The organism is Thermus sp. NEB1569, assembly GCF_022385295.1.
Taxonomy (GTDB): Bacteria; Deinococcota; Deinococci; order Deinococcales; family Thermaceae; genus Thermus; species Thermus scotoductus.
In genome coordinates this window covers 1,770,860-1,791,248 of record NZ_CP092445.1, presented here as the reverse complement: position 1 = coordinate 1,791,248, position 20,389 = coordinate 1,770,860, and the positions used below count along the sequence as shown (strand labels likewise).

Here is a 20,389-nt window from a genome sequence, read left to right as displayed (position 1 = left end):
GCTAGGCAGGCTGGGGGCTCCGGCTCTGCTTTGACAAGGCTACTTTTGTGGTCCCTGGTTGCCTCCGTGACGGGAAAACAGCTAGTGAGGAAGGCTTCGGAAAAGAAACGTATTAAAGGTCCAGGAGGATGGTATCCCCTTCCAGCTTGGCGGGGAATACCTTTACCGGCTTGGGGGCGGGCAGGGTCTGCCGGCCCGTCTTCAGGTCAAAGCGGGCCCCGTGCCGGGGGCAGACGATCTGGCCGTCTTCCACATCCCCCTCGTGGAGGGGGCCGTCGTCGTGGGTGCAGATGTCCTCCAGGGCGAAGACCTCCTCCCCGGTGTAGAGGAGGAGGATGGGCTTCTTGTGCTCGGGCCGCTTCACCACCAGGCGGCCGTTTTGTAGCTCGCTCAGCCGGGCTACCGGGGTCCACATGGCTTAGATGCGCACCTTTTCCTCGATGACCGCCTCGAGGTGGGCCCTTAAGGCCTTTAGAGGAATGCGGTTAAGGACGTCCGCCAGGTGGGCCTTGACCAAAAGCTCCTGGGCGAGGCTACGGGAAAGCCCCCGGGACTGCAGGTAGAAGAGTTGCATCTCGTCCACGGGGGCGGTGGTGCTGCCGTGGGTGCAACGCACGTCGTTGGCCCCGATCTCCAGCTGGGGGATGGAGTCCACCCGGGCGGTGGGGGAGAGGATGAGGTTGCGGTTGGCCTGGTAGGCGTCGGTCTTCTGGGCCCCCCGTTCCAGCTTGATGAGGCCGGAAAAGACCGCCCGGGCCTCGTCCTTCACCGCTCCCTTGTAGAGGAGGTCGCTTCGGGTATGGTGCTCCACGTGGTGCTGCAGGGTGTAGTGGTCGAAGTGCTGGAGGCCGTGGCCGAAGTAAAGCCCCAGCATCTCGCTTTCCGCTCCCGGGCCCAATAGCTCCGAGGCCACCTCACTCCTGGCGTAGCGCCCGCCCAGGTTGACCACCAGGTCGTTTAAGGCGGCATCCCGCTCCAGCAGGGCCCTTTGCCGGTGGAAGTGCCAGACCCCGTCGCCCAGGGTTTGCACGTGGGCGTGGCGCAGCCGGGCTCCAGGCCTCAAGACCATCTCCGTGGCGGAGAGGTGCAGGGTGGGGGGGAGGTCCAAGGAGAGGTACTCCTCGATGTAGGCGGCCTTGGCGTTGTCCTCCAGGAAGATGAGGCTCCGGCCCGCCGAGGCCTTGCCCCCTTCCAGCACCTTGAAGACCCCCAGGGGCTTTTCCACCTCGAGCCCCGCGGGTACGTAGAGGAAGGCCCCGTGGGTGAAGAAGGCGGAGTTTTCCGCGGCGAACTTGTCCTCCACGTAGACCCCCCGGAAGAGGGTGGCCTCCACCTTACCGGGGTGGGTCTTCAAGGCCTCGGCCAGGCTGGTGAAGACCAGGCCCTTGGCGGAAAGCTCCTCCGGCACCTCGGCGTAAACCAGATCCGGGCCCACGAAGACCAGAAAGCCCGAAACATCGGTCTTCTCCAGGCGGCGCTTTACCAGCTCGGGAAGCTCATCCCGGGAGAGGCTAAGCCCCTTGGGGGTTTCCACCTCCTGCTCCAGGGGAGCCTCAGAGAGATCCGTGTAGCGCCAGGCCTCGTCCTTCTTGCTGGGATAGGAGAGGCGGGCGAAGGCCTCGAGGGCCTTTAGCCTTTTCTCCAGCAGCCAGCCCGGCTCCTTTAGGGCCCGGGAGATGGCTTCCACCTGCGTTTTGTCCAGTACCTGCATGAATCCTCCTAGCGCAAAGGTTAAGACCCTTGACGGAAGCCCTTAGCCTACGGAGCCCTCCATCTCCAGCTCGATGAGCCGGTTCAGCTCCACCGCGTACTCTAGCGGCAGTTCCTTGGCGATGGGCTCGATGAAGCCCCGCACGATGAGGGCTGCGGCCTCGTCCTCCTTGAGGCCCCGGCTTTGCAGGTAGAAGATCTGCTCGTCGTTGATCTTGGACACCGTGGCCTCGTGGCCCACGTGGGCGGTGTCCTCCTCAATCTCGATGTAGGGGTAGGTGTCGGTGCGGCTCTCCGGGTCGATGAGAAGGGCGTCGCACTCCACGTTGGCCTTGGCGCCTTTGGCTCCCTCCAGCACCTTCACCAGGCCCCGGTAGCTGGCCCGGCCCTCCCCCTTGGAGATGCTCTTGGAAACGATGGTGCCCGAGGTGTGGGGGGCTCCCAGGATGATCTTGGCCCCGGTGTCCTGGTGCTGGCCGGTCTTGGCAAAGGCGATGGAGAGGATCTCCGTGCGGGCCCCGGGTTCCAGGAGGTAGCTGGAAGGGTACTTCATGGTGACCTTGGAGCCTAGGTTGCCGTCCAGCCACTCATGGAAGGCATCCCCATAGACCAGGGCCCGTTGGGTCACCAGGTTGTACATGTTGGTGGACCAGTTCTGGATGGTGGTGTAGCGGCTCCTGGCCCCCCGCTTCACCACGATCTCGATGACCCCGGTGTGGAGGCTTTCCGTGGAGTACATGGGGGCGGTGCAGCCCTCGATGTAATGCACCTCGGCCCCCTCGTCCACGATGATCAGGGTGCGCTCAAACTGGCCGAACTCGGGGGTGTTGACCCGGAAGTAGGCCTGCAGGGGAAGCTCCACCTTCACCCCGGGGGGGATGTAGACGAAGGAGCCCCCGGACCAGGCGGCGGAGTTCAGGGCGGCGAACTTGTTGTCCTCCGGGGGGACCACCTTGGCGAAGTACTCCTTGAAGAGGTCCTCGTACTTCTTCATCCCCTCCTCGATGGCCACGAAGATGACCCCCTGCCGCTCCAGCTCCTCCCTGACCCGGTGGTAGACCATCTCCGAGTCGTACTGGGCCCCCACCCCGGCGAGCACCTTGCGCTCGGCCTCGGGGATGCCCAGGCGCTCGTAGGTCCGGCGGATCTCCTCCGGGATCTGCTCCCAGCTCTTGGCGTCCCTCACCTCTGCGGGCTTCACGTAGTAGACCAGGTTGTCCAGGTCCAGGCCCGAGAGGTCCGGGCCCCAGGTGGGCATGGGCTTCTTCTGGAAGATCTCCAAAGCCCGCAGGCGGAACTTCAGCATCCACTCGGGCTCCCCCTTGTGGTAGCTGATGGCCTCGATCACCCTCCGGGTGAGGCCCCGCTCGGCCACGAAGACCGGCTTGACCTCGTCCACGAAGTGGTACTTGTACTCTTCGCCCAGTGCCCTCAGATCGGCCTCGCTCATGCTTCCTCCTTCACCCTTTCCCGGAGCCACTCGTAACCCTTGGCCTCCAGCTCCAGGGCCAGCTCGGGGCCGCCCTCCGCCACGATGCGCCCGTCCATCATCACGTGAACCCGGTCAGGGACGATGTAGTTCAGTAGGCGCTGGTAGTGGGTGATGACCAGGGCGCCGAAGTTGGGCCCCCGCATGGCGTTCACCCCCCGGGCCACCACCTTGAGGGCGTCGATGTCCAGCCCGGAGTCGGTCTCGTCCAAGACGGCGTAGGCGGGTTCCAGGACCAGAAGCTGGAGGATTTCGTTCCGCTTCTTCTCTCCGCCGGAAAAGCCCTCGTTGAGGTGGCGGGAGAGGTAGCTCTCATCCCAGTCCAGGAGTTCCAAGGCCTTCTTTACCTTGGTCCAGAACTCCGCCACCCCCACCTCCCGGCCCAGCTTGGCCTGCAGGGCCAGGCGCAGGAAGTTGGCGATGGTGACCCCCGGCACCTCCACGGGGTACTGGAAGGCCAGGAAGAGGCCCTTCCTCGCCCGCTCGTCCGGGGATAGATCCAGGATGCTTTCCCCGTCCAGGAGGATATCCCCCCGTTCCACCGTGTACTCGGGGTCCCCGGCCAGGATCTTGCCCAGGGTGCTCTTCCCGGCCCCGTTGGGGCCCATGAGGGCGTGCACCTGGCCCTTGGGGACCACCAGGTTCACGCCCTTTAGGATGGTTTCGCCGTCAATGGAAGCCCAGAGGTCGCGGATTTCCAGCTGGTTCATCGTTCTGCCTCCTGATGCCGGGTCGGGTTCTTACTGCGACCCATTCGCAGTAAGAGTATAACCCCTCCACCCCCTAAAGTATAGTGATTTAGTCGGGATTTGCCAGGTGGAAGCCCAGGGCTTCGGGAAGGGCCAGGGGGGTGGGGGGAAGGCGCCTTTGCAGCTCGGGGCAGAAGCGGCCCAAAGCCCGGCCCAGCTGGAAGCGGAAGGGTTCGGGGAGAGGGCTTCTCCTCACCTCCGAAAGTTTTTGCCAGGCGGCCTCCTTCTCCCCCAGGCCCAAGAGGGCCAGCACCTCCACCGCCCGGGCCTGGGCTAAAAGGCCAGGGTCCTCCAGGGGAGGGAGGGCCACCACCTGGGCCAGGGCCTCCCCCAGGTTGCCCTCGCGGACCAGGGTTTCGGCGTAGCTCAGGCGGGCCTGGGCCCTGAGGTAGGGGTTTTCCACATCCAAAAGGGGCTTTAGGAGGGCCTTTCCCTCGGCGGGGGAAAGGAGGAGGGCCAGGAGGCTTGCGGTGTCCAGCCGCAAGGCGGTGTAGCGATCCGTGGCCTCCCAGGGGATTTGCTCCAGGAGGTCCTCGAGGAGGCGCTGGGCCGTGGGGGCGTGAAGCCCTCCCAGGAAGGGGGCTCGGTAGGGCTGCCCCGCCTCCAAAAGGAGGTAGGTGGCCCCCAGGCGGAAGAGGGTGCGCAGATGGCGGTAGCGGGCTTCCTTGGGCCTCTCCTCCGTGGAGCGGAAGTAGGCCTCGGCGGGGACCAGAAGGTTGAGGGCGGCAAAGGGGCGGCCGCGGGCCGCCTCGAGGATCCCGGCCTCGCTTTCCACCCGGGCCCGGGTGAAGGGGTCCTCCGCTTCGGCCAGGGCCTTCTCAATGGCCCTTCCTGCCTCCTCGTACAGGCCCAGGCGCCGGAGGAGGGTGGCGTAGCGGGCCCGCACCCGGGCCACCTCGTCCTTGGGGGCTCCTGCTTCCTCCAGGGCCTTCAGACCCTCCTCCATGCGGGGCTTGGCCTCCAGGCTTCCTAAGCGCATGAGGAGGTCCCCCATCTGGTAGCGGGCCCTTCCCAGGAGGAGGGGGTCGTGGCCCACCCGGGAGAGGGCCTCCAGGGCCTCCGGGTAGCGGCCGAGGTCCTTGGCCACCAGGCCCCGCCACAGGTACACCCGGTCCTGCAGGAAGGGGGCCACGGGAAGCCCCTGCGCCTCCTTCACAAAGTGGGCTGCCTTCTCGTAATCCCCCTTCCAGCGCTCCACCGCCGCCATGACCAAAAGCCCCTCCGCCTGGGCGGTGTCGTCCAGGAGTTTGAGGTCCTCCTTGGGGGGCAGAAGCTCCTCCGCTTCCTTGTAAAGGGCGGCGTCCGCCTTGGCCTCCGCCGCCTTGATGCGGGCCCAGGTGCGCAAGGAGGGGTTTTGGGCCTCCGAGAGGACCCTGAGGGCTTCCTCCGCCTCGGGATGGGCGTACTGGCCCAAGACGGCCCGGTAGCGCACCACCACCGCGGCCAGGGCCTCGAGGTCCTCCCGGGGCCAGGCCTGGGCTTCCTGCCAGAGTCCTGGAAGGAGGGCCAGCCGGGCGGGATCCTCCTGGAGAAGGTCCAGAAGTATCCGGGTTTCCCCCGCCTTGTAGGCGTGATGGAGCTTGCGGAAGAGGTTTTCCTTGGGGAAGTAGGCGAGGGCCAGGCGGTGGAGTTCCCTGGGGGCTTCCTGGGGAAGGAGGCTTCTTAGGGCGGGGCGCACCAAGCCTTCCCCCACCCAGTCCAGAAGGGCCCTTTCCGCCTGGGAAAGGCGTTCCAGAGGCTTGCCCAGGGCTCCTTCTAAAAGCTCCGCGGGAAACGTGGGATCGGCCTCGGGGCTGAAGGCGGAGAGGGCCAGGAGCAGGGGCTTCAGGGCCGGGTCGTCCTGAAGGGGGGTCCTGGGATCGTGCTTGGCGGCCTCCAGGAGGACCAGGCGGGAAAGCTCCCCGAAGTTGCGCCCCGCTTGGTTCACCAGGGCCTCCAGCCTTTCCGGGGGCAGATGGGGAAGCCGTTCCCGCACGAAGCGCCTGGCCTCCTCCCGGCTCGGGGGGGAAAGGGGCTGGTGGGGCAGGGTGGGGGGTGGCTCGCTTAAGGCCGCCACGTAGGGGATGGTCAGGGCCTTCAAGAAAGGTTCCAGCCAGGCGGCAAGCCCCCGTTGGGCGCCGTCTGGACCCCGCAGGGGAAGGCCTTCCAGGGTTCCTTCCGCCTCGGCCCGAAGCAGTAGGGGACGGCCTTCCCGGTTCAGGCCCCGGGCCAAAAGGGCCAGCACCTCGTGTTCCAAGGCTCCCTGCAGGATGTAGGGCTGGGTCGGGGAGAGCTGGGCCAGAAGGGACCGCACCTCCTCCCCTATTCCTAGGCCCTCGGCCAAGGGGACCAAGGCCTGGGCCAGCTCCCCTCCCAGGTTGAGGAGGAAGGGTTCCTTACCCGGCAAAGCGGATAGGGCACGGCTCAAGGCCGCCAAGAGGACTCCCTTACCCGTGGCCGGTCCCCCCACCACCACCATCTGGGGCCTCCCCCCGGCTTCCAGCTCCTTCAGAAAGCGGCGAAAGATGCGGCGCTTGTCCCGGCCAAGGGTCTTGCGGGCGCTTTCCAGAAAAAGCTCCGCCGGGGGAGGGGGGGGTGGGAGGCCCGCCTCCTGGTACAGGTCGGCGATGACCCTGTAAAGCCTCTCCTTCTCCTCGGGGCTCCCCAGGTCCTTGTAGAGGATGTTGCGCACGGTCCCCGCCTTCCCGCCCCGCTCGGCCATGAGGGCCTCGAGCCACCTTAGGGAGCCCCGCTTGCCCCGATGGTCCCGGCCCTTAAGGTGGGGACGGAGGTCTTCCAGGTAGCGTAGCCAGGGTGTATTGGCCTCTGGCATGGTGATTACACTATATCAGCTTTGGTGTGCCTTCGACCTACCACGGAAAAGTAACCTGCCGCCCCCCGAACCTGGAGGGCGGCAGAGCAGGCGTCCCCTAAACCTAGTGCACGGGTTCGTTGAACTGGGCCTCCTCGGTGGAGCCCTTGAGGGCCAGGGTGGAGGCCTCCCCCTGGGTGAGGGCCAGGACCACCTCGTCGAAGTAGCCCGCCCCCACCTCCCGCTGGTGCTTCACGGCGGTGAAGCCCTGGGCCTGGGCCAGGAACTCCTTCTGCTGGAGCTCCACGAAGGCGGGCATGCCCCGGGCCTTGTAGCCCTTGGCCAGCTCCCAGGTGTAGTAGTTCACGGTGTGCCAGCCCGCCAGGGTGATGAACTGGAACTTGTACCCCATCTCCCCCAGCTCCCGGTTGAACTTGGCGATGGTTTCGTCGTCCAGGAACTTCTTCCAGTTGAAGGAGGGGGAGAGGTTGTAGGCGAGGAGCTTATCCGGGAACTCCTTCTTCACCGCCTCGGCGAACTTGCGGGCCTCCTCCAGGTCGGGCTTGGAGGTTTCCATCCAGATGACATCGGCGTAGGGGGCGTAGGCCAGGGCCCGGGCGATTCCCGCCTCGAGGCCGTTTTTCACCCGGTAGAAGCCCTCGGGGGTGCGTTCCCCGGGCAGGATGAAGGGCCGATCCCGCTCGTCGATGTCGCTGGTGATGAGGGTGGCGGCCTCGGCGTCCGTGCGGGCGATGATCACCGTGGGCACCCCCATGATGTCCGCTGCCAGGCGGGCGGCCTGCAGGGTGCGGATGTGCTGGGAGGTGGGCACCAGGACCTTGCCCCCCAGATGGCCGCACTTCTTCTCGGAGGCCAGCTGGTCCTCGTAGTGGATGCCGGCAGCCCCCGCCTCGATCATGGCCTTGGTGAGCTCAAAGACGTTCAAAGCCCCGCCGAAGCCCGCCTCGGCATCGGCCACGATGGGCACGTACCAGTCCCGGGTCACCTTGCCCTCGGAGCGCTCGATCATATCCGCCCGCATCAGGGCGTTGTTGATGCGCTTCACGATCTGGGGCACGGAGTTATAGGGGTAGAGGGACTGGTCGGGGTAGGTCTGCCAGGCCAGGTTGGCGTCGGCGGCCACCTGCCAGCCGGAGAGGTAGATGGCCTCCAAGCCGGCCCGCACCATCTCCACCGCCATGGCCCCGGTGTAGGCCCCGAAGGTGTGCACGTAGGGTCGCTCGTGCAAAAGCTGCCAGAGCTTCTCCGCTCCTCGCTTGGCCAGGGTGTACTCCACCTTCACGCTGGGGCGAAGCCGGACCACGTCCTCGGGCCGGTAGTCCCGCTTCACGCCCTTCCACCGGGGGTTGGTCGCCCAATCCCGCCGAAGCTCCTCCGCCTCCTGCCGCATCTCTGGGGTCAACACGCTCAGAGGATCCATCCCTCACCTCCAAAGATCAGTTTGGAGGTGGGAGGAGTTACAGTGTAGGGTGTAAGGTTGGGGACTTGACACTCAGTAGTGGTGTGTTCTCCTATTAGCTACACCATTTTATTTCACCTGCTGGGCAGCGATGAGGAGGGGGTCCCAGACAGGGCTGTAGGGTGGGGCGTAGGCCAGATCCAGGCTCAGGAGGTCCTCCACCGTGCCCCCCTGGTGCAGGAGGGCGGCCAGGACATCGATGCGCAAGGCCCCGTGCCCATGGGCCACCACCGCCCCGCCCAGGAGTTTTCCCGTGCCCTCCTCGTAGATGAGTTCCACCCAAAGGGGCTGGCTTCCCGGGTAGTAGTGGGCCCCGTCCCGGCTTTGGATGAAGACCTTCCTGGCCTGGAAACCCTCCCTTAAGGCCGCTTCCTGGGAAAGCCCGGTGGTGGCCACCGCCAGGCCGAAGGCCTTGAAGATGGCGGTGCCCACCACCCCGGCGAAGCGGGCCTCCTTGCCGGCGATCACCGCCCCGGCGGTGCGGCCGTGCTTGTTGGCCACGTCCCCCAGGGGAAGCCAGTAGGGGCGCTTCAGCACCTGGTGGAAGCTTTCCGCCACATCCCCGGCGGCATACACTCCCTCCAGGTTGGTATGCATCCTCTCATCGGTGGCGATGGCCCCTGTGGGGCCTAAGGCTACCCCCATGGCCTGGGCCAAAAGGGTGTTGGGCCTGATCCCCGTGGCCACCAGCACCAGGTCGGCGGGCACCACGCCTTCCGAGGTCTCCACCGCCTCCACCCGGCCCTGGCCCCTTAGGGCCTTCACCTCCACCCGGGTCCAGACCTCCACCCCGTGCCGTTCCAGCTCCTCCTTGAGGAGGTTCCCCACCTCCTGGTCCCAGTGGGGTAGGGGACAGTCCTTGAGCTCCAGGAGGGTCACCTCGAGGCCCCGTTTGCGGAAGGCCTCGGCCACCTCGAGGCCGATGTACCCGGCCCCCAGGATGGCAGCCCTTTGGGCTCCCTCCAAGGCCTTGAGGAGCTTTTGGCCATCCTCCATGTTCCTTAGAGTGTAGACCCCTTCCTGCTCCGTGCCCGGGATGGGGGGAAGGATGGGTTTGGCCCCGGTGGCCAGGACCAGGTAGTCGTACCGGTCCTGGAAGGTGCGTCCCTCCTGGTGGTCAAAGACGGTGAGGGTCCTAAGCTCGGGGTCCACGTCCACCACCTCGTGGTGGACGTGGATGTGGATCCCCTGCTTCCGGAACTCCTCCGGGGTCCTGGCCACCAGCTTTTCCAGGCGGGGTATCTCCCCGGAAAGCACATAGGGCAGGCCGCAGGCCCCGTAGGAAACCCAGCCCGATTTTTCGTAGACCACCACCTCCAGCTCGGGGTTTTCCCGCTTGGCCTTGGCGGCGGCGGAGGCCCCACCCGCCACCCCTCCGATGACCACAAGCCGCTTGCCCATAGGGGGTATTGTGCCACGGCCTTCCAGGCCAGATGTCCCATAAGGGGGGTCAGCCTGGCGCCGGGGTGGCTACCCGCACCAGCCGGCCTCCCTTGAGGTGCAGGATCCGGTCCGCCTGGCTTGCCAGCTCCAGGTCGTGGGTGACCAGGATCAGGGTGCGCTTTTTCCCGGCTTCAAATAGCAGGGATGCCACCTGCTCCCGGGAGGCGGCGTCCAGGTTGCCGGTGGGCTCGTCGGCGAAGAGGATGGGAGGGTCCAGGGCCAGGGCCCGGGCCAAGGCCACCCGTTGCTGTTCCCCGCCGGAAAGGCGGCTTGGCAGGTGGTGGGCCCTTTCCAGAAGCCCCACCCTTTCCAGAAGCTCCAAGGCCCTTTCCTTGCGGGCTTTAGGGGGAAGGCCCGCAAGGAGGAGGGGAAAGGCCACGTTTTCCCAGGCGGTGAGGGTGGGGATGAGGTTCCACTGCTGGAAGACGAAGCCCATGTGCTGAAGGCGCACCTCGGCCCTTTGGTCCTCGGAGAGCCGGTTTAAGGCCAGCTCCCCCAGGTACACCCCTCCTTCTGTGGGCAGGTCAAAGCCCGCAAGGAGGTTTAGCAGGGTGGTTTTGCCGCTACCCGAGGGCCCCACCACCGCGGTGCTTCCTTGGGGGAAGGCGAAGGTAAATCCTTCCAGGGCCACCACTTCCTTCTCCCCTTGCCGGTAACGCTTGCCCAGGTTTTCCGCCCGTAGGACGCTCGTCATATCCTTTCCTATCTCTTGGCTGCTCCGGAACTACCCCCGAGAAGGGGGCTTATTCCTGGGGAAGCCAAGGCAGTCTCACACCCTCCCCAAAGCCTCCACCACGGGAATCCGGCTGGCGTGGTAGGCGGGAAGGATCCCCGCGGAAAGCCCAAGCCCCAGGGCCACGAGAAGGGCGAAAAGGGAAAGCCTAAAGGTGACGGCGGAAAGGGCTAAGCCCACCTGCTCCAGGGTGTAGAGGTTGATGGCCTGGGAAACCGCGCTTCCCAGGAGGAGGCCCAGTAGCCCCCCCAAGGAGGAGAGGAGGAGGGCCTCCAGCACCACCAGCCGGAAGATGAAGCCCCGCTTGGCCCCGAGGGCGCGCATGACCCCGAACTCCCGGGTGCGCTCGTACACGGACATCATCACCGTGTTGGCCACCAGAAGCCCCCCCACGATGAGGGCCACCAGGCTGATGCCGAAGCGCACCAGGTCGCTGATGCGCAAGGCCCTTTCCGCAAAGCGCATCACGTCCCCCGTGGTCTGGGCCTTGAGGCCGGGGAGGCTGGCCTCGAGGGCCCGGGCCACCTCCTCCGCCTTCTGCCCGGGGTTCAGGGCCACGAGAAGCGCGGTGTAGTTTTGCGTGCCCAAGACCTCCTGCAAGGGCTTTAGCGGAACGAAGATGAGGTTGTCGGCAAGCCCCCCGCTTTCCTCCAGGATGCCCTCCACCCGTAGCTCTACCCTGGGGGAAAGCCTGAGGGGGCTTCCTAAGGAAAGCTGGCTCCGCTTGGCCACCTTGGCCCCCACGATGGCTCCCTTGGCCGAGGGCAGAAGCCGGCCTTCCCGGACCTTCACCCCGGGGTAGAGGAGGTCGGGGGCCACGCCTTGCGGGAGGCCCTGGAAAAAGAAGCTCGTTTGGGGGTCAAACCCTCCCCGGGCCAGGAAGAGGGTGGGGATGATGCTCCTCACCCCCAGCTCCTTCCCCGCTGCCACCGCCCGCCGGTACTCCTCGGGGGTGATCTCGGGGTAGCCGGAAAACCCCAGGCCCTCCATGCCCTCGGGGACCAGCTGGATGGCGGGGCCCACCCGGGTGAGCTCCTGGGCCAGGGAGCGCCTTAAGCCTTCCCCGAAGGAGAGGAAGAGGACCATGCTGGTGGTGGCGATGAGCACCCCCAGGAGGGTGAGGAGGCTGCGCACGGGGCGGGCCAGGAGGTTACGGAGGACCATGGAAAGGATTTCCATCTTCTCAAGCTTATTCCTGGTGCGGAAAGCGGACGTGCCGGGGCCCACAGAGGGCCAAACACCGGGGATGGCCTTCTAGATGAGTCTTTCCACGAAGCGGGTTTCTATTTCCTCCAGGAACTGGCTGGGGTCCACCTTCTTGCGCTCGGGGTGCTGGTAGTAGGCCTTTTCCGCCTCCTGAAAGTTCTCGTGGCCCACGAACCACAAAAACTCCCTTTCCCCAGTCCAGTAGGCCCCCAGGACCTGGAAGCCCGTGGCCTGGCGCAAGGGGACGATGACCTCCAAGAACACCTTCTGAAAAGCCTCCCTGGTCCCTTCCTTGATCCGGTAGCGGCGCATCTGGACCGTCATGGTCCAAGCTTACCCTTAAGGATCCAAGGATTCCAGCAGCTCCAAGAAGGCCCTAGGCGACAGCACCGGGGGTTCCGGGTGGGCAAGCCCGAGCAGGTGTCGGTCCCCCGATACCAAGACCCTGGCCCTCGAGGCCCGGGCCAAGGCCACCAGGTAATCGTCCCCGGGATCCGGCGAGAGGCCGGGGGTTTCTGGGGGGTCGGGGGCCACCTCCCCCCAACGGATCAGGAAGGCCAGGTAGTCCTGGACCTCCTCGAGGCTCACGTAGTCCCGGAACTTGGGTCTTTTTAGAGAAAAGTGGGGGTGTGGGGGAGCTATAATCCCCCGGTTTCCAAGATAGCCCTCAAGATACGCTAACGCGTGACACAGGCTGACCAAACCGGGGATACATGGACTCCCCCACGCAGACTTGACCGATATGCGGCCTTGGGGTAAAGAGGGGGCATGACCCTACGCGAGGCCTTGTCCCAAGTCCCCGACCCCAGGGCCCGCAACCGGCGGTATCCCTTGTGGGGCTTGTTGGCCCTCATCTTGGTGGCCTTTCTCGCCCGCGTGGACTCCCTGCGCGGCGTGGAACGTTTCGCCCGGGCCAACCCTCACCTCTTGCCCCACCTGGGCCTGCGCAACCCCCCGGGCCACACCATCCTCACCCTCCTCCTTCACCGTCTGGACCCAAAGAAGCTCCAGGAGGCCCTCCTCCAGGTCTTCCCCGAGGTGGACCTGGGAGGGGTCCTGGTGGTGGACGGGAAGCACCTCCGGGGAAGCGGCAAGGGGAAGAGCCCCCAGGTCAGGCTCGTGGAGGTCCTGGCCCTGCACCTCAAGACCACCCTGGCCCAGGCCCGGGTGGAGGGGAGGGAGGACCAAGCGCTTCTGGAGCTCCTGGACCGCCTGGGGGCGGAGGGACTCAAAGGGAAGGTAGTGGTGGGGGACGCGGGGTACCTGTACCCGGAGGTGGCGGGGAAGGTGGTGGAAAAAGGGGGGCATACCTCTTCGTCCTGAAGGCCAACCAGGGGGAACTGCTGGAGTGGGCTCTGGAGGTATTCAAGGGGATGGAGGAAAGGCGGCTTCCCGGGGAGACGGAGTCAGCTTGGGAGGTGGTGCGGGACGGGGAGGTGTGGACCTACCGGGTCTGGGCTTCCCCTTATCTGCCGGATGCGCTCTTGGCCTTTCCCGGGTGCCGACAGGTGGTGCGGGTGGAGCGGGAGGTGGTGCACAAGGGGACGGGGGAGGTACGGCGCGCGGCGAGCTACGCCCTCACCAGCTTGGGAGCCGAGGAGGCGGACGCGAGGCGGCTTGGGGAGCTTCTCCTTTCCCGGTGGGAGGTGGAGAACCGGTCCTTTTGGGTACGGGACGTCCTCCTCCATGAGGACGCCTGCCAGGTGCGGGGCGTGGGGGCGCAAGTCTTGGCGGTCCTCCGGGCCTTTCTGGTGTCCCTGCTGTACCGCAGGGGGGTGCGGAAGAAGAAGGCGGCCCTGGAGACCTTCTCCTTCCATCCCCTCTCCGCCCTCAGGTTCCTGGGGCTCTATGCGGTATAACGGTCAAGTCTGGTCTGCTCCCCCACGTCCACCACAGGTGGACACGGATTTGGTACAATGTTCTTGGGGGCAAAGTTCCCCGTGGACCTTGAAACTTGGAGTAGGGGGTTCCATCGGGTAGTCCGATGGGTAAAACTCCAAACGAACACCCGTGGCAGAGCCAGAAGCATTGCGCTCGCCTGCCGATACGGAGTCAAGGTCTTTCTGGGCCCGGACGGGGCCTTCGGGGGAAACCCCGAGAAGCCCCGGACTTTAGTCCGGGGAGTCGTCACGCCCAGGCTTGCCGCCCGCACCTTGGCGGCCCGGAGCACCTCTTCCTCCAGGTACAGGGTGGTCTTGCGCCTGGCCATGCCACCATTTTGACGGCATGAGGGTTTGACGTCAAAGGGGTGAAGGCCAGCGCGTTGAGTCCCTATAATCAAAGGCATGCGCACGGCGGAGATCCGGGAGAAGTACCTGTCTTTTTTTGAGGGCAAAGGGCACCTGCGCCTTCCCTCCTTTAGCCTCATCCCCGAGAACGACCCCTCCCTCCTCTTCACCTCGGCGGGCATGGCTCCCCTAAAGCCCTACTTCCTGGGGGCCAAGCCCATCTTCGGGGGCAAGGAGTGGCGAAGGATCACCACCTGCCAGAAGTGCCTCAGGGTGGGGGACATAGAAAACGTGGGGAGAACCGCCCGGCACAACACCTTCTTCGAGATGCTGGGCAACTTCTCCTTTGGGGACTACTTCAAGAAGGAGGCCATCCTCTGGGCCTGGGAGTTCCTCACCGACCCCAAGTGGCTGGGCCTGGATCCGGATCGGCTCTGGGTCACGGTCTTCGAGGACGACGACGAGGCCTACGCCATCTGGCGGGACCTGGTGGGGGTGCCCGAGGAAAAGATCGGCCGCTTCGGGGAGGACGAGAACTACTGGCCGGGAGGGGCCATCACCCACGGGCCCAATGGGCCCTCGGGCCCTTGCTCGGAGATCTTCTACGACCGGGGCCCGGCCTTCGGCACCCCGGACGAAACCGGTCCCAACACGGGAAGCGGGGACCGGTTCGTGGAGATCTGGAACCTGGTCTTCACCCAGTACGACCGCCAAGGCCCCATCCCCGGCCCCGGGATCCTCAAGCCCCTGCCCCAGAAGAACATCGACACCGGCATGGGCCTGTACCGGGTGGCGGCCATCCTGCAGGACGTGGAGGACTTCTACCGCACGGACACCTTCTACCCCATCATCGAAAGGGTGGCCCTCTTTAGCGGTAAGCCCTACGAGGGGAAGGCTTCGGTGAGCCACCGGGTCATCGCCGACCACATCCGGGCGGTGGTGGCGGCCTTGGCCGACGGGGTGACCTTCTCCAACACCGGCCGGGGCTACGTGATCCGCAGGTTGCTTCGCCGGGCCCTCCGCCACGGTTACCTTTTGGGCCTGGAGGAACCCTTCCTTCACCGCCTGGCCCCGGTGGTGGCGGAGCTTCTTGGGGACTTCTACCCGGAGATGCGGGAGAACCTTCCCGCGGTGGAGAAGCAGATCCGCCTCGAGGAGGAGCGCTTCCTGGAAACCCTGGAAGGGGGCTTGAAGCGGCTGGACACCCTGCTTTCGGGCCTTAGGCCCGGCGAGGTGCTTCCGGGGGCGGAGGCCTTCCGCCTCTACGACACCTATGGTTTCCCCCTGGACCTCACGGTGGAGATCGCCGCGGAAAGGGGCTTCGGGGTAGACACCGAGGGCTTCAAAAGGGCCATGGAGGAGCAGCAGGAGCGTTCCCGGGCGGCCATGGCCTTTGAGCGGGAGATCTTCAAGAAGAGCGCCCAGGTGCTGGAGGAACTCTACGCGGAACGGGGGGCCACGGAGTTCTTGGGCTACGGGACCCTGGAGGCGGAGGGCACGGTCTTGGCCCTTCTGGCGGGGGACCAAAGCCTGGAGGAGGCGGGCCCCGGGACCGAGGTCCAGGTGGTCTTGGACCGGACTCCCTTCTACGCGGAAGGGGGGGGACAGATTGGGGACTTCGGCCACCTGGAATGGCCCTCGGGCCGGGCCAGGGTGGAAACCACCCTCAAGACGGAAAGGGGGATCTTCCTGCACCGGGCCAAGGTGGAGGAGGGCACCCTCCGGGTGGGAGAAAGGGTGCGGGCGGTGGTGGACCCCGCCCGCCGGGACACGGAGCGCCACCACACCGCCACCCACCTCCTCCACGCCGCTTTGAGGGCGGTGCTGGGCCCCCATGTGCGCCAGGCGGGGAGCCTGGTGGCCCCGGACCGCCTGCGCTTTGACTTCACCCACCCCGAGCCCCTGACCCAGGAGGAGCTGGAGCGGATTGAGCTTTTGGTGAACCGCTGGATCATGGCGGACTTCCCCGTCACCTGGCGCTATATGCCCCTGGAGGAGGCCAAGCGGGAAGGGGCCATGGCCCTCTTCGGGGAGAAGTACGGGGAGGTGGTACGGGTGGTGCGGGTGGAGGGAAGCCCCTTGCTGGGCCTCGAGTCCAAGGAGCTCTGCGGGGGCACCCACGTGCGCCGGACTGGTGAGATCGGGGCCTTCCTCATCCAGAAGGAGGAGGCGGTTTCCGCCGGGGTGAGGCGCCTCGAGGCGGTGGCCGGGGAATGGGCGGTGCGCTTCGCCCGCGGGGCTTTGAACCGCATGAGGGCTTTGGCCGAGAGGCTTTCCGTGGGGGAGGCCAACCTGGAGGAGCGGCTGGAGAGGCTCTTGCAGGAGCTCAAGGCCAAGGAAAAGGAGGTGGAAAGCCTTAAGGCGCGCCTGGTGCAGGCGGAGCTTAAGAAGGAGGTCGCCTTTTCGGAGAAGGGGGGCCTGCGCTACGGGGTGCTGGAGCTTTCCGGGGTGGATATGGCCACCTTGCGCCAGGCGGCGGACGATCTGGTGCAGAGGGGAGCGGATGTGGCCCTGGTCCTGAGCGGGGGGCAGGCGGTGCTGAAGCTTTCCCCAAAGGCCCAGGAAAGGGGCCTTGAGGCAGGGGCCCTTTTCCGGGCCCTTGCGGAGCGGGCGGGAGGCCGGGGGGGTGGGAAGGGAGCCCTAGCCCAGGGGGCAGGGCTTTCCCCGGAAAAGGCCCGGGCGGCCCTTCCCGACCTGCTTCCTTGAGGGAGGCCCCTGGCCTTGCCGGGGTGCCTGGCAGGGGACACCCTCCCCGGTAAAATGAGCCCATGGCCATGTTGCTGAGCCTGGTGGCGGTGGCCCTTTCCTGGGCCCTTTTCGGCCCCACCTTTGGGCGGTACCGGGGGCGTCCCTCCCTTCACAACGCCCTCTACTCCCTGGGCCTTCTTCTCTTCGCCCTGGCGGTTTCCGCCGAGCTTTTGGCCAAGCTCCTGGGCGCCTGGAATCCCCTTCTCTATCGGCTTTGGTACCTCACCGGGGCCATGGGGGTTGCCCTGCTCTACCTGGGGGTGGTCTTGGCGGATCGCAGCGTACAGTATGCGTCTGGGCGCGCTTGACGTGGGAGAGGCCAGGATCGGCCTGGCGGTGGGGGAGGAAGGAAGCCCCTTCGCCTACGGCCGGGGTTATCTGGTGCGGCGGAGCCTGGAAGAGGACGTGGCCGCCCTCCTGGACTTCGTGCGCCGGGAGGGGTTGGGAAAGCTTCTGGTGGGCCTTCCCTTGCGCACCGACCTCAAGGAAAGCGCCCAGGCCCAGAGGGTCCTTCCCCTGGTGGAGGCGCTTAGGGCCAAGGGGGTGGAGGTGGAGCTTGTGGACGAGCGCTACACCACCCAGGCGGCAGCCCGGCGCCTGAAACACGCCCCCAAACGGATCCGCCGGGAGAAGGGTCGGTTGGACGAGATGAGCGCCGTGGTGCTTCTGGAGGGCTACCTTGCGGGAAGGCTCTAGGCGCTGGCTGTGGCGGGGGGTGGTGGCCCTTTTCGTCACCTTCGCCCTTCTCCTCTTCTACGCCCTCTGGCTTTTGGGCCCCACGGGAAAAGAGGCCACGGTGCGCATTCCCCGGGGGGCCACGGGGCAGGAGGTGGCCAGGATCCTGGAGGAGGCCGGGCTTTTGCGCTCCGGGTACCTCTTTTCCGCCTACCTGCGCTTCTCCGGCCAGGCCAGGAAGCTGGTCCCCGGGGTCTACCGCCTAAAGGGGGATGGGGCCTTCCGCCTGGCCAGGGCCCTCACGGGAGGAGAGAAGCCCCTCACGGTCACCCTCACCTTCCTCGAGGGGGAAAGGGCGGTGGACTACGCCAAAAGGCTTTCCCAGGCGGGCTTGGATGGGGATGGTTTTCTAAGGATTGTCCAGGAGCCTGGGGCCCTGCGCCCCCCGTACGTGGAGGGCAGGTCCCTGGAGGGCTACCTCTTCCCCGCCACCTACACCTTTGACCTCCTGGTTGCCCCCGAGGAGGTGGTGCGGGCCCTCCTACGCCGCTTCGAGGCCGAGCTCACGCCCCCGGTGAGGCGCCTTTTGGAGGAGCGGGGGCTTTCCGTTCACGCCTGGGTGACCCTGGCCTCCATCGTCCAGGTGGAGGCGGGGAGTCAGAAGGAGATGCCCTACATCGCCGGGGTTTTCCTGAACCGGCTGGAAAGGGGCATGCCCCTCCAGGCGGATCCCACCGTGGCCTACGCCCTGGGCAAAAGGCTTCCCGAGCTTTCCCGGAAGGCGGGGGACTTCGCCCATGATTCCCCCTATAACACCTACCGCTACGCCGGGCTTCCCCCGGGGCCCATCGGCAACCCGGGGCGGGAGGCCCTCCTTGCCGTGCTCAATCCCGTGCGCACCGACCCCAAGGGGCGCCCTTACCTCTACTTCTTCCACGCCAAGGGGGAGCTTTTCCTCAACACCAGCTTCGAGGCCCACCTCGAGGACCTCCGCCTACACCGCTATTCCTCCCCGTGACGCAGAAGCCTAAGCTGGGCGTAGGCGAAGAGGAGGGTGAGGAGGAGGATGACCACGGTGACCGCGGCGGCATACCCCACCCGGAAGTTCTCAAACCCCGACTCATAGAGGTAGTAGCCCAGGACCCGGGTGGCCCCGTAGGGCCCGCCCCGGGTGAGGAGGAAGACCGCCGAGTAGGACTGCAGGGAGAGGATGGTGCCCACCACCACCAAAAAGGCCACCGCCGGGCGCATGAGGGGAAGAACTATGTAGCGGAGGGCTTCCAAGGGCCCTGCCCCGTCCACATAGGCGGCCTCCAGAAGGGATTTGGGGATGGCCTTAAGCCGGGCCGAGGCCACCAGGACCCCATACCCCAGGTGCCGCCACAGGGTGAAGAGGACCACCATGACCAAGGCCCAAAACCCCTCCCGGTCCCAAGGGGGGATGGGCAGAAACTGGGCCAAGGCCCCGTACTCGGGGGTGAAGAGGGTGTACCAGCTCAGGGTGGCCCCACCCAGGGTGACGAGCCCGGGCAGGAAGAGAAGGCTTTTGGCAAACCGCTCGTAGGGTGCCCCTTCCAAAGCCACCGCCAGGGCGATGGAAAGCCCCACGAAAAGGGGCAGGGCCAGGAGCATGAACTTCAGGGTCACCCAGAGGCTTCCCCAGAAGGCGGGGTCTTGGAAAAGATCCCGGTAGTTTTTGAGCCCCACCGGCTTGGGCTCGGAAAGCCCCGACCAGTCCCAGGTGGAAAAGCGAATCACATCCAAAAAGGGGTAGAGGATGAACACCCCCAGGGTGAGGAGGGCGGGAAGGGAGAAGAGGAAAAGGGGAAGGCGCCGCACGGGTTACCAGAGGTAAAGAAAGCTCAGCAGGAAGGGATACCGGTCGGAGGCGGAAACCTCCAGGGCCAGGGGTTCCAGGTAGAGCCTGAACCCGGCTCCCCAGGCCAGGTGGAACCCGCTTTGGTAGCCGAGTCCCCCGTAGGCGGAAAGGGCTCCTCCTGGCACCTCGAGGCTCACCACCGGTCCCAGGTGCGCTCCAAAGGGATACCGCAGGTCCAGGCCCAGGCCCACGGAGGTGTAGAGGTCCGCCAGGACCAGGCCCGGGAAGAGGTTGGCCTTGAAGAGGGCAAAGACCTCCGGGTTTTGCGAAAGGAGGGCCTGCACATCCAGTCCCGTGTCGATCCCCAAGGGACTGAAGGGCAAAAGGGCGCTTCCCTGCAGGTAGACGCCCTTATCGGGGGCGTACCCTAGCCCCAGGGTGTTCTCCGGATAAGCGGGCATCTGGGCCAGGGCCAGGCTGAGGGCCAGGAGGGAAAGGGCGACTAGGCGCTTCATATCCCCCCTATCTTAGCAGGCGGGATTCCGGTTGCCTTTTCCCTGGGATTTAGGTTCCACCCCCTAGAAGCCGTACAATCTCCTCATGGCGGCGGTTGCTTTCGCCCTCGAGCCCCGTCCCAACCTAGTTCCCGTAAAGGACCACCCCCTCCTCATCCTGGTGGGCCTCACCGGGGTGGGGAAGAGCACTTTGGTGGAGGCCTTGGGCTTTTCCCGGCTTCCTGACCGCAGGGAGCTGGTGGACCTTTACGTCCTTCCCCGCTACGGGGTCAACCTCCCCATTCCCCGGGAGGAGCGCTTTCTCCTGACCCGGCGTTTCCGGGAGGAGTTCCCGGGAGGGGTGGCGGAGGTCCTGGCCCGGGGGTTTGTGGAGCCCCGCTTCCCCCTTCTCTTCGACGGGCTTAGGGGGGAGGCGGAGGTGGCCTATGCGTTGGAGCATCTGCCCAAAGCGCTTTTCGTGGTCCTTCACGCCCGGGAGGCCACCCGGCTTAAAAGGCTACTTTCCCGCCAGGATGCCTTTGACCGGGTGGAGCTTCGCCCGGAGGAGAGGGCGGAGCTAAGGGCGTTGGCGGAAGGGGTTCTTTCCCCAGGGGAGCTGGAGGAGGCCCTGGCCCTGGCTCCCTGGGAAGAGGTCTTGGCCAAGCTCAAAATCGTGGCCGAGGAGAAGAGAAACTACAATCCCCTGGGCCCCTTGCGCCTCCTTGAGGACCACCCCCGGGCCCTCATCCTGGACACGGAGAGGCTTTCCCTCGAGGAGGAGGTGGAGGCGGTTAGGGGCTTCCTCAGGCGGCTTGGCCTCTAAA

General features: G+C 66.0%; 20 protein-coding genes and 1 pseudogene. 7 read left to right on the top strand and 14 right to left on the bottom strand.

Annotation, left to right across the window (positions count from 1 at the left end; genetic code table 11):
• Positions 1 to 112: 112 nt before the first annotated feature.
• The 11 genes from MI302_RS10195 to MI302_RS10145 all read right to left on the bottom strand — a co-directional run bounded on the left by MI302_RS10195 (position 113) and on the right by MI302_RS10145 (position 12,189).
• The gene (locus MI302_RS10195; RefSeq protein ID WP_126200933.1) at positions 113 to 415 is read right to left on the bottom strand and encodes a Rieske 2Fe-2S domain-containing protein; all 303 of its coding nucleotides are present in this window, start codon (positions 413 to 415) and stop codon (positions 113 to 115) included.
• Positions 416 to 418: 3 nt separating this feature from the next.
• Positions 419 to 1,711, bottom strand: coding sequence for a Fe-S cluster assembly protein SufD (gene sufD / locus MI302_RS10190; RefSeq protein ID WP_019551343.1), 1,293 nt, complete (start codon positions 1,709 to 1,711; stop codon positions 419 to 421).
• 42 nt (positions 1,712 to 1,753) lie between these two features.
• A complete protein-coding gene (sufB, locus tag MI302_RS10185) occupies positions 1,754 to 3,160 on the bottom strand; it encodes a Fe-S cluster assembly protein SufB (protein ID WP_038028764.1) in 1,407 nt (468 codons plus the stop codon).
• Complete coding sequence (gene sufC, locus MI302_RS10180) at positions 3,157 to 3,909, bottom strand: Fe-S cluster assembly ATPase SufC (protein WP_239725705.1); 753 nt, start codon at positions 3,907 to 3,909, stop codon at positions 3,157 to 3,159. Before sufC ends, sufB begins: the two co-directional genes overlap by 4 nt.
• Positions 3,910 to 3,997: 88 nt before the next feature.
• Complete coding sequence (locus tag MI302_RS10175) at positions 3,998 to 6,760, bottom strand: tetratricopeptide repeat protein (protein WP_239725700.1); 2,763 nt, start codon at positions 6,758 to 6,760, stop codon at positions 3,998 to 4,000.
• A gap of 103 nt (positions 6,761 to 6,863) precedes the next feature.
• Positions 6,864 to 8,180 (bottom strand): isocitrate lyase, encoded by a 1,317-nt coding sequence (gene aceA, locus MI302_RS10170; protein WP_038071360.1) that lies wholly within the window; start codon positions 8,178 to 8,180, stop codon positions 6,864 to 6,866.
• Positions 8,181 to 8,288: 108 nt separating this feature from the next.
• A complete protein-coding gene (locus tag MI302_RS10165) occupies positions 8,289 to 9,620 on the bottom strand; it encodes an FAD-dependent oxidoreductase (RefSeq protein ID WP_239725696.1) in 1,332 nt (443 codons plus the stop codon).
• 49 nt (positions 9,621 to 9,669) lie between these two features.
• A complete protein-coding gene (locus MI302_RS10160; protein ID WP_239725693.1) occupies positions 9,670 to 10,356 on the bottom strand; it encodes an ABC transporter ATP-binding protein in 687 nt (228 codons plus the stop codon).
• A gap of 75 nt (positions 10,357 to 10,431) precedes the next feature.
• On the bottom strand, positions 10,432 to 11,574 hold the full coding sequence (locus tag MI302_RS10155; protein ID WP_126165471.1) for an ABC transporter permease: 1,143 nt from the start codon (positions 11,572 to 11,574) through the stop codon (positions 10,432 to 10,434).
• A 75-nt stretch (positions 11,575 to 11,649) separates the two neighbouring features.
• Positions 11,650 to 11,925, bottom strand: coding sequence for an NIPSNAP family protein (locus MI302_RS10150; protein ID WP_019551352.1), 276 nt, complete (start codon positions 11,923 to 11,925; stop codon positions 11,650 to 11,652).
• Between the two features lie 15 nt (positions 11,926 to 11,940).
• The gene (locus MI302_RS10145; protein ID WP_239725692.1) at positions 11,941 to 12,189 is read right to left on the bottom strand and encodes a putative toxin-antitoxin system toxin component, PIN family; all 249 of its coding nucleotides are present in this window, start codon (positions 12,187 to 12,189) and stop codon (positions 11,941 to 11,943) included.
• 180 nt (positions 12,190 to 12,369) lie between these two features.
• Here MI302_RS10145 and MI302_RS12210 point away from each other — a divergent pair, with 180 nt between their 5' ends.
• Positions 12,370 to 12,924 (top strand): transposase family protein, encoded by a 555-nt coding sequence (locus MI302_RS12210; RefSeq protein WP_038031536.1) that lies wholly within the window; start codon positions 12,370 to 12,372, stop codon positions 12,922 to 12,924.
• Between the two features lie 50 nt (positions 12,925 to 12,974).
• Entirely contained in the window at positions 12,975 to 13,460 is a 486-nt protein-coding gene (locus MI302_RS10135) for a DDE transposase family protein (RefSeq protein ID WP_239725711.1), read from the top strand.
• Here the strand turns inward: MI302_RS10135 and MI302_RS10130 are convergent.
• The gene (locus MI302_RS10130; RefSeq protein ID WP_239725690.1) at positions 13,448 to 13,810 is read right to left on the bottom strand and encodes a hypothetical protein; all 363 of its coding nucleotides are present in this window, start codon (positions 13,808 to 13,810) and stop codon (positions 13,448 to 13,450) included. The genes MI302_RS10135 and MI302_RS10130 overlap by 13 nt on opposite strands.
• Positions 13,811 to 13,886: 76 nt before the next feature.
• On the opposite strand from MI302_RS10130, the gene alaS reads away from it, so the two are divergent.
• The 4 genes and pseudogenes from alaS to mltG all read left to right on the top strand — a co-directional run bounded on the left by alaS (position 13,887) and on the right by mltG (position 18,270).
• The gene (gene alaS, locus MI302_RS10125) at positions 13,887 to 16,535 is read left to right on the top strand and encodes an alanine--tRNA ligase (RefSeq protein ID WP_239725689.1); all 2,649 of its coding nucleotides are present in this window, start codon (positions 13,887 to 13,889) and stop codon (positions 16,533 to 16,535) included.
• Between the two features lie 68 nt (positions 16,536 to 16,603).
• Positions 16,604 to 16,837, top strand: a pseudogene (locus MI302_RS10120) (hypothetical protein); the annotation flags it as partial.
• 28 nt (positions 16,838 to 16,865) lie between these two features.
• Positions 16,866 to 17,273 (top strand): Holliday junction resolvase RuvX, encoded by a 408-nt coding sequence (gene ruvX / locus MI302_RS10115; RefSeq protein ID WP_239725684.1) that lies wholly within the window; start codon positions 16,866 to 16,868, stop codon positions 17,271 to 17,273.
• Entirely contained in the window at positions 17,257 to 18,270 is a 1,014-nt protein-coding gene (gene mltG, locus MI302_RS10110) for an endolytic transglycosylase MltG (RefSeq protein WP_172957791.1), read from the top strand. The genes ruvX and mltG overlap by 17 nt, the downstream gene beginning before the upstream one ends.
• On the opposite strand, the gene MI302_RS10105 is transcribed toward mltG, so the two are convergent.
• Together MI302_RS10105 and MI302_RS10100 are read right to left on the bottom strand one after the other, a co-directional pair.
• Positions 18,255 to 19,091 carry a carbohydrate ABC transporter permease gene (locus MI302_RS10105; protein ID WP_239725679.1) on the bottom strand — a complete coding sequence of 279 codons (837 nt, stop codon included), beginning with the start codon at positions 19,089 to 19,091 and terminating at the stop codon, positions 18,255 to 18,257. The genes mltG and MI302_RS10105 overlap by 16 nt on opposite strands.
• A gap of 3 nt (positions 19,092 to 19,094) precedes the next feature.
• On the bottom strand, positions 19,095 to 19,586 hold the full coding sequence (locus MI302_RS10100) for a bioflim formation protein (protein WP_126164976.1): 492 nt from the start codon (positions 19,584 to 19,586) through the stop codon (positions 19,095 to 19,097).
• An 85-nt stretch (positions 19,587 to 19,671) separates the two neighbouring features.
• On the opposite strand from MI302_RS10100, the gene MI302_RS10095 reads away from it, so the two are divergent.
• Positions 19,672 to 20,388 carry an AAA family ATPase gene (locus tag MI302_RS10095; protein ID WP_239725673.1) on the top strand — a complete coding sequence of 239 codons (717 nt, stop codon included), beginning with the start codon at positions 19,672 to 19,674 and terminating at the stop codon, positions 20,386 to 20,388.
• The last annotated feature ends 1 nt before the right edge of the window (position 20,389 follow it).

Coding starts and splice junctions, on each gene's coding strand:
- MI302_RS10195 (WP_126200933.1), bottom strand. CDS start 415: ATGTGGACCCCGGTAGCCCGGCTGAGCGAGCTACAAAACGGCCGCCTG.
- sufD (WP_019551343.1), bottom strand. CDS start 1,711: ATGCAGGTACTGGACAAAACGCAGGTGGAAGCCATCTCCCGGGCCCTA.
- sufB (WP_038028764.1), bottom strand. CDS start 3,160: ATGAGCGAGGCCGATCTGAGGGCACTGGGCGAAGAGTACAAGTACCAC.
- sufC (WP_239725705.1), bottom strand. CDS start 3,909: ATGAACCAGCTGGAAATCCGCGACCTCTGGGCTTCCATTGACGGCGAA.
- MI302_RS10175 (WP_239725700.1), bottom strand. CDS start 6,760: ATGCCAGAGGCCAATACACCCTGGCTACGCTACCTGGAAGACCTCCGT.
- aceA (WP_038071360.1), bottom strand. CDS start 8,180: ATGGATCCTCTGAGCGTGTTGACCCCAGAGATGCGGCAGGAGGCGGAG.
- MI302_RS10165 (WP_239725696.1), bottom strand. CDS start 9,620: ATGGGCAAGCGGCTTGTGGTCATCGGAGGGGTGGCGGGTGGGGCCTCC.
- MI302_RS10160 (WP_239725693.1), bottom strand. CDS start 10,356: ATGACGAGCGTCCTACGGGCGGAAAACCTGGGCAAGCGTTACCGGCAA.
- MI302_RS10155 (WP_126165471.1), bottom strand. CDS start 11,574: ATGGAAATCCTTTCCATGGTCCTCCGTAACCTCCTGGCCCGCCCCGTG.
- MI302_RS10150 (WP_019551352.1), bottom strand. CDS start 11,925: ATGACGGTCCAGATGCGCCGCTACCGGATCAAGGAAGGGACCAGGGAG.
- MI302_RS12210 (WP_038031536.1), top strand. CDS start 12,370: ATGACCCTACGCGAGGCCTTGTCCCAAGTCCCCGACCCCAGGGCCCGC.
- MI302_RS10135 (WP_239725711.1), top strand. CDS start 12,975: ATGGAGGAAAGGCGGCTTCCCGGGGAGACGGAGTCAGCTTGGGAGGTG.
- MI302_RS10130 (WP_239725690.1), bottom strand. CDS start 13,810: ATGGCCAGGCGCAAGACCACCCTGTACCTGGAGGAAGAGGTGCTCCGG.
- alaS (WP_239725689.1), top strand. CDS start 13,887: ATGCGCACGGCGGAGATCCGGGAGAAGTACCTGTCTTTTTTTGAGGGC.
- ruvX (WP_239725684.1), top strand. CDS start 16,866: ATGCGTCTGGGCGCGCTTGACGTGGGAGAGGCCAGGATCGGCCTGGCG.
- MI302_RS10100 (WP_126164976.1), bottom strand. CDS start 19,586: ATGAAGCGCCTAGTCGCCCTTTCCCTCCTGGCCCTCAGCCTGGCCCTG.
- MI302_RS10095 (WP_239725673.1), top strand. CDS start 19,672: ATGGCGGCGGTTGCTTTCGCCCTCGAGCCCCGTCCCAACCTAGTTCCC.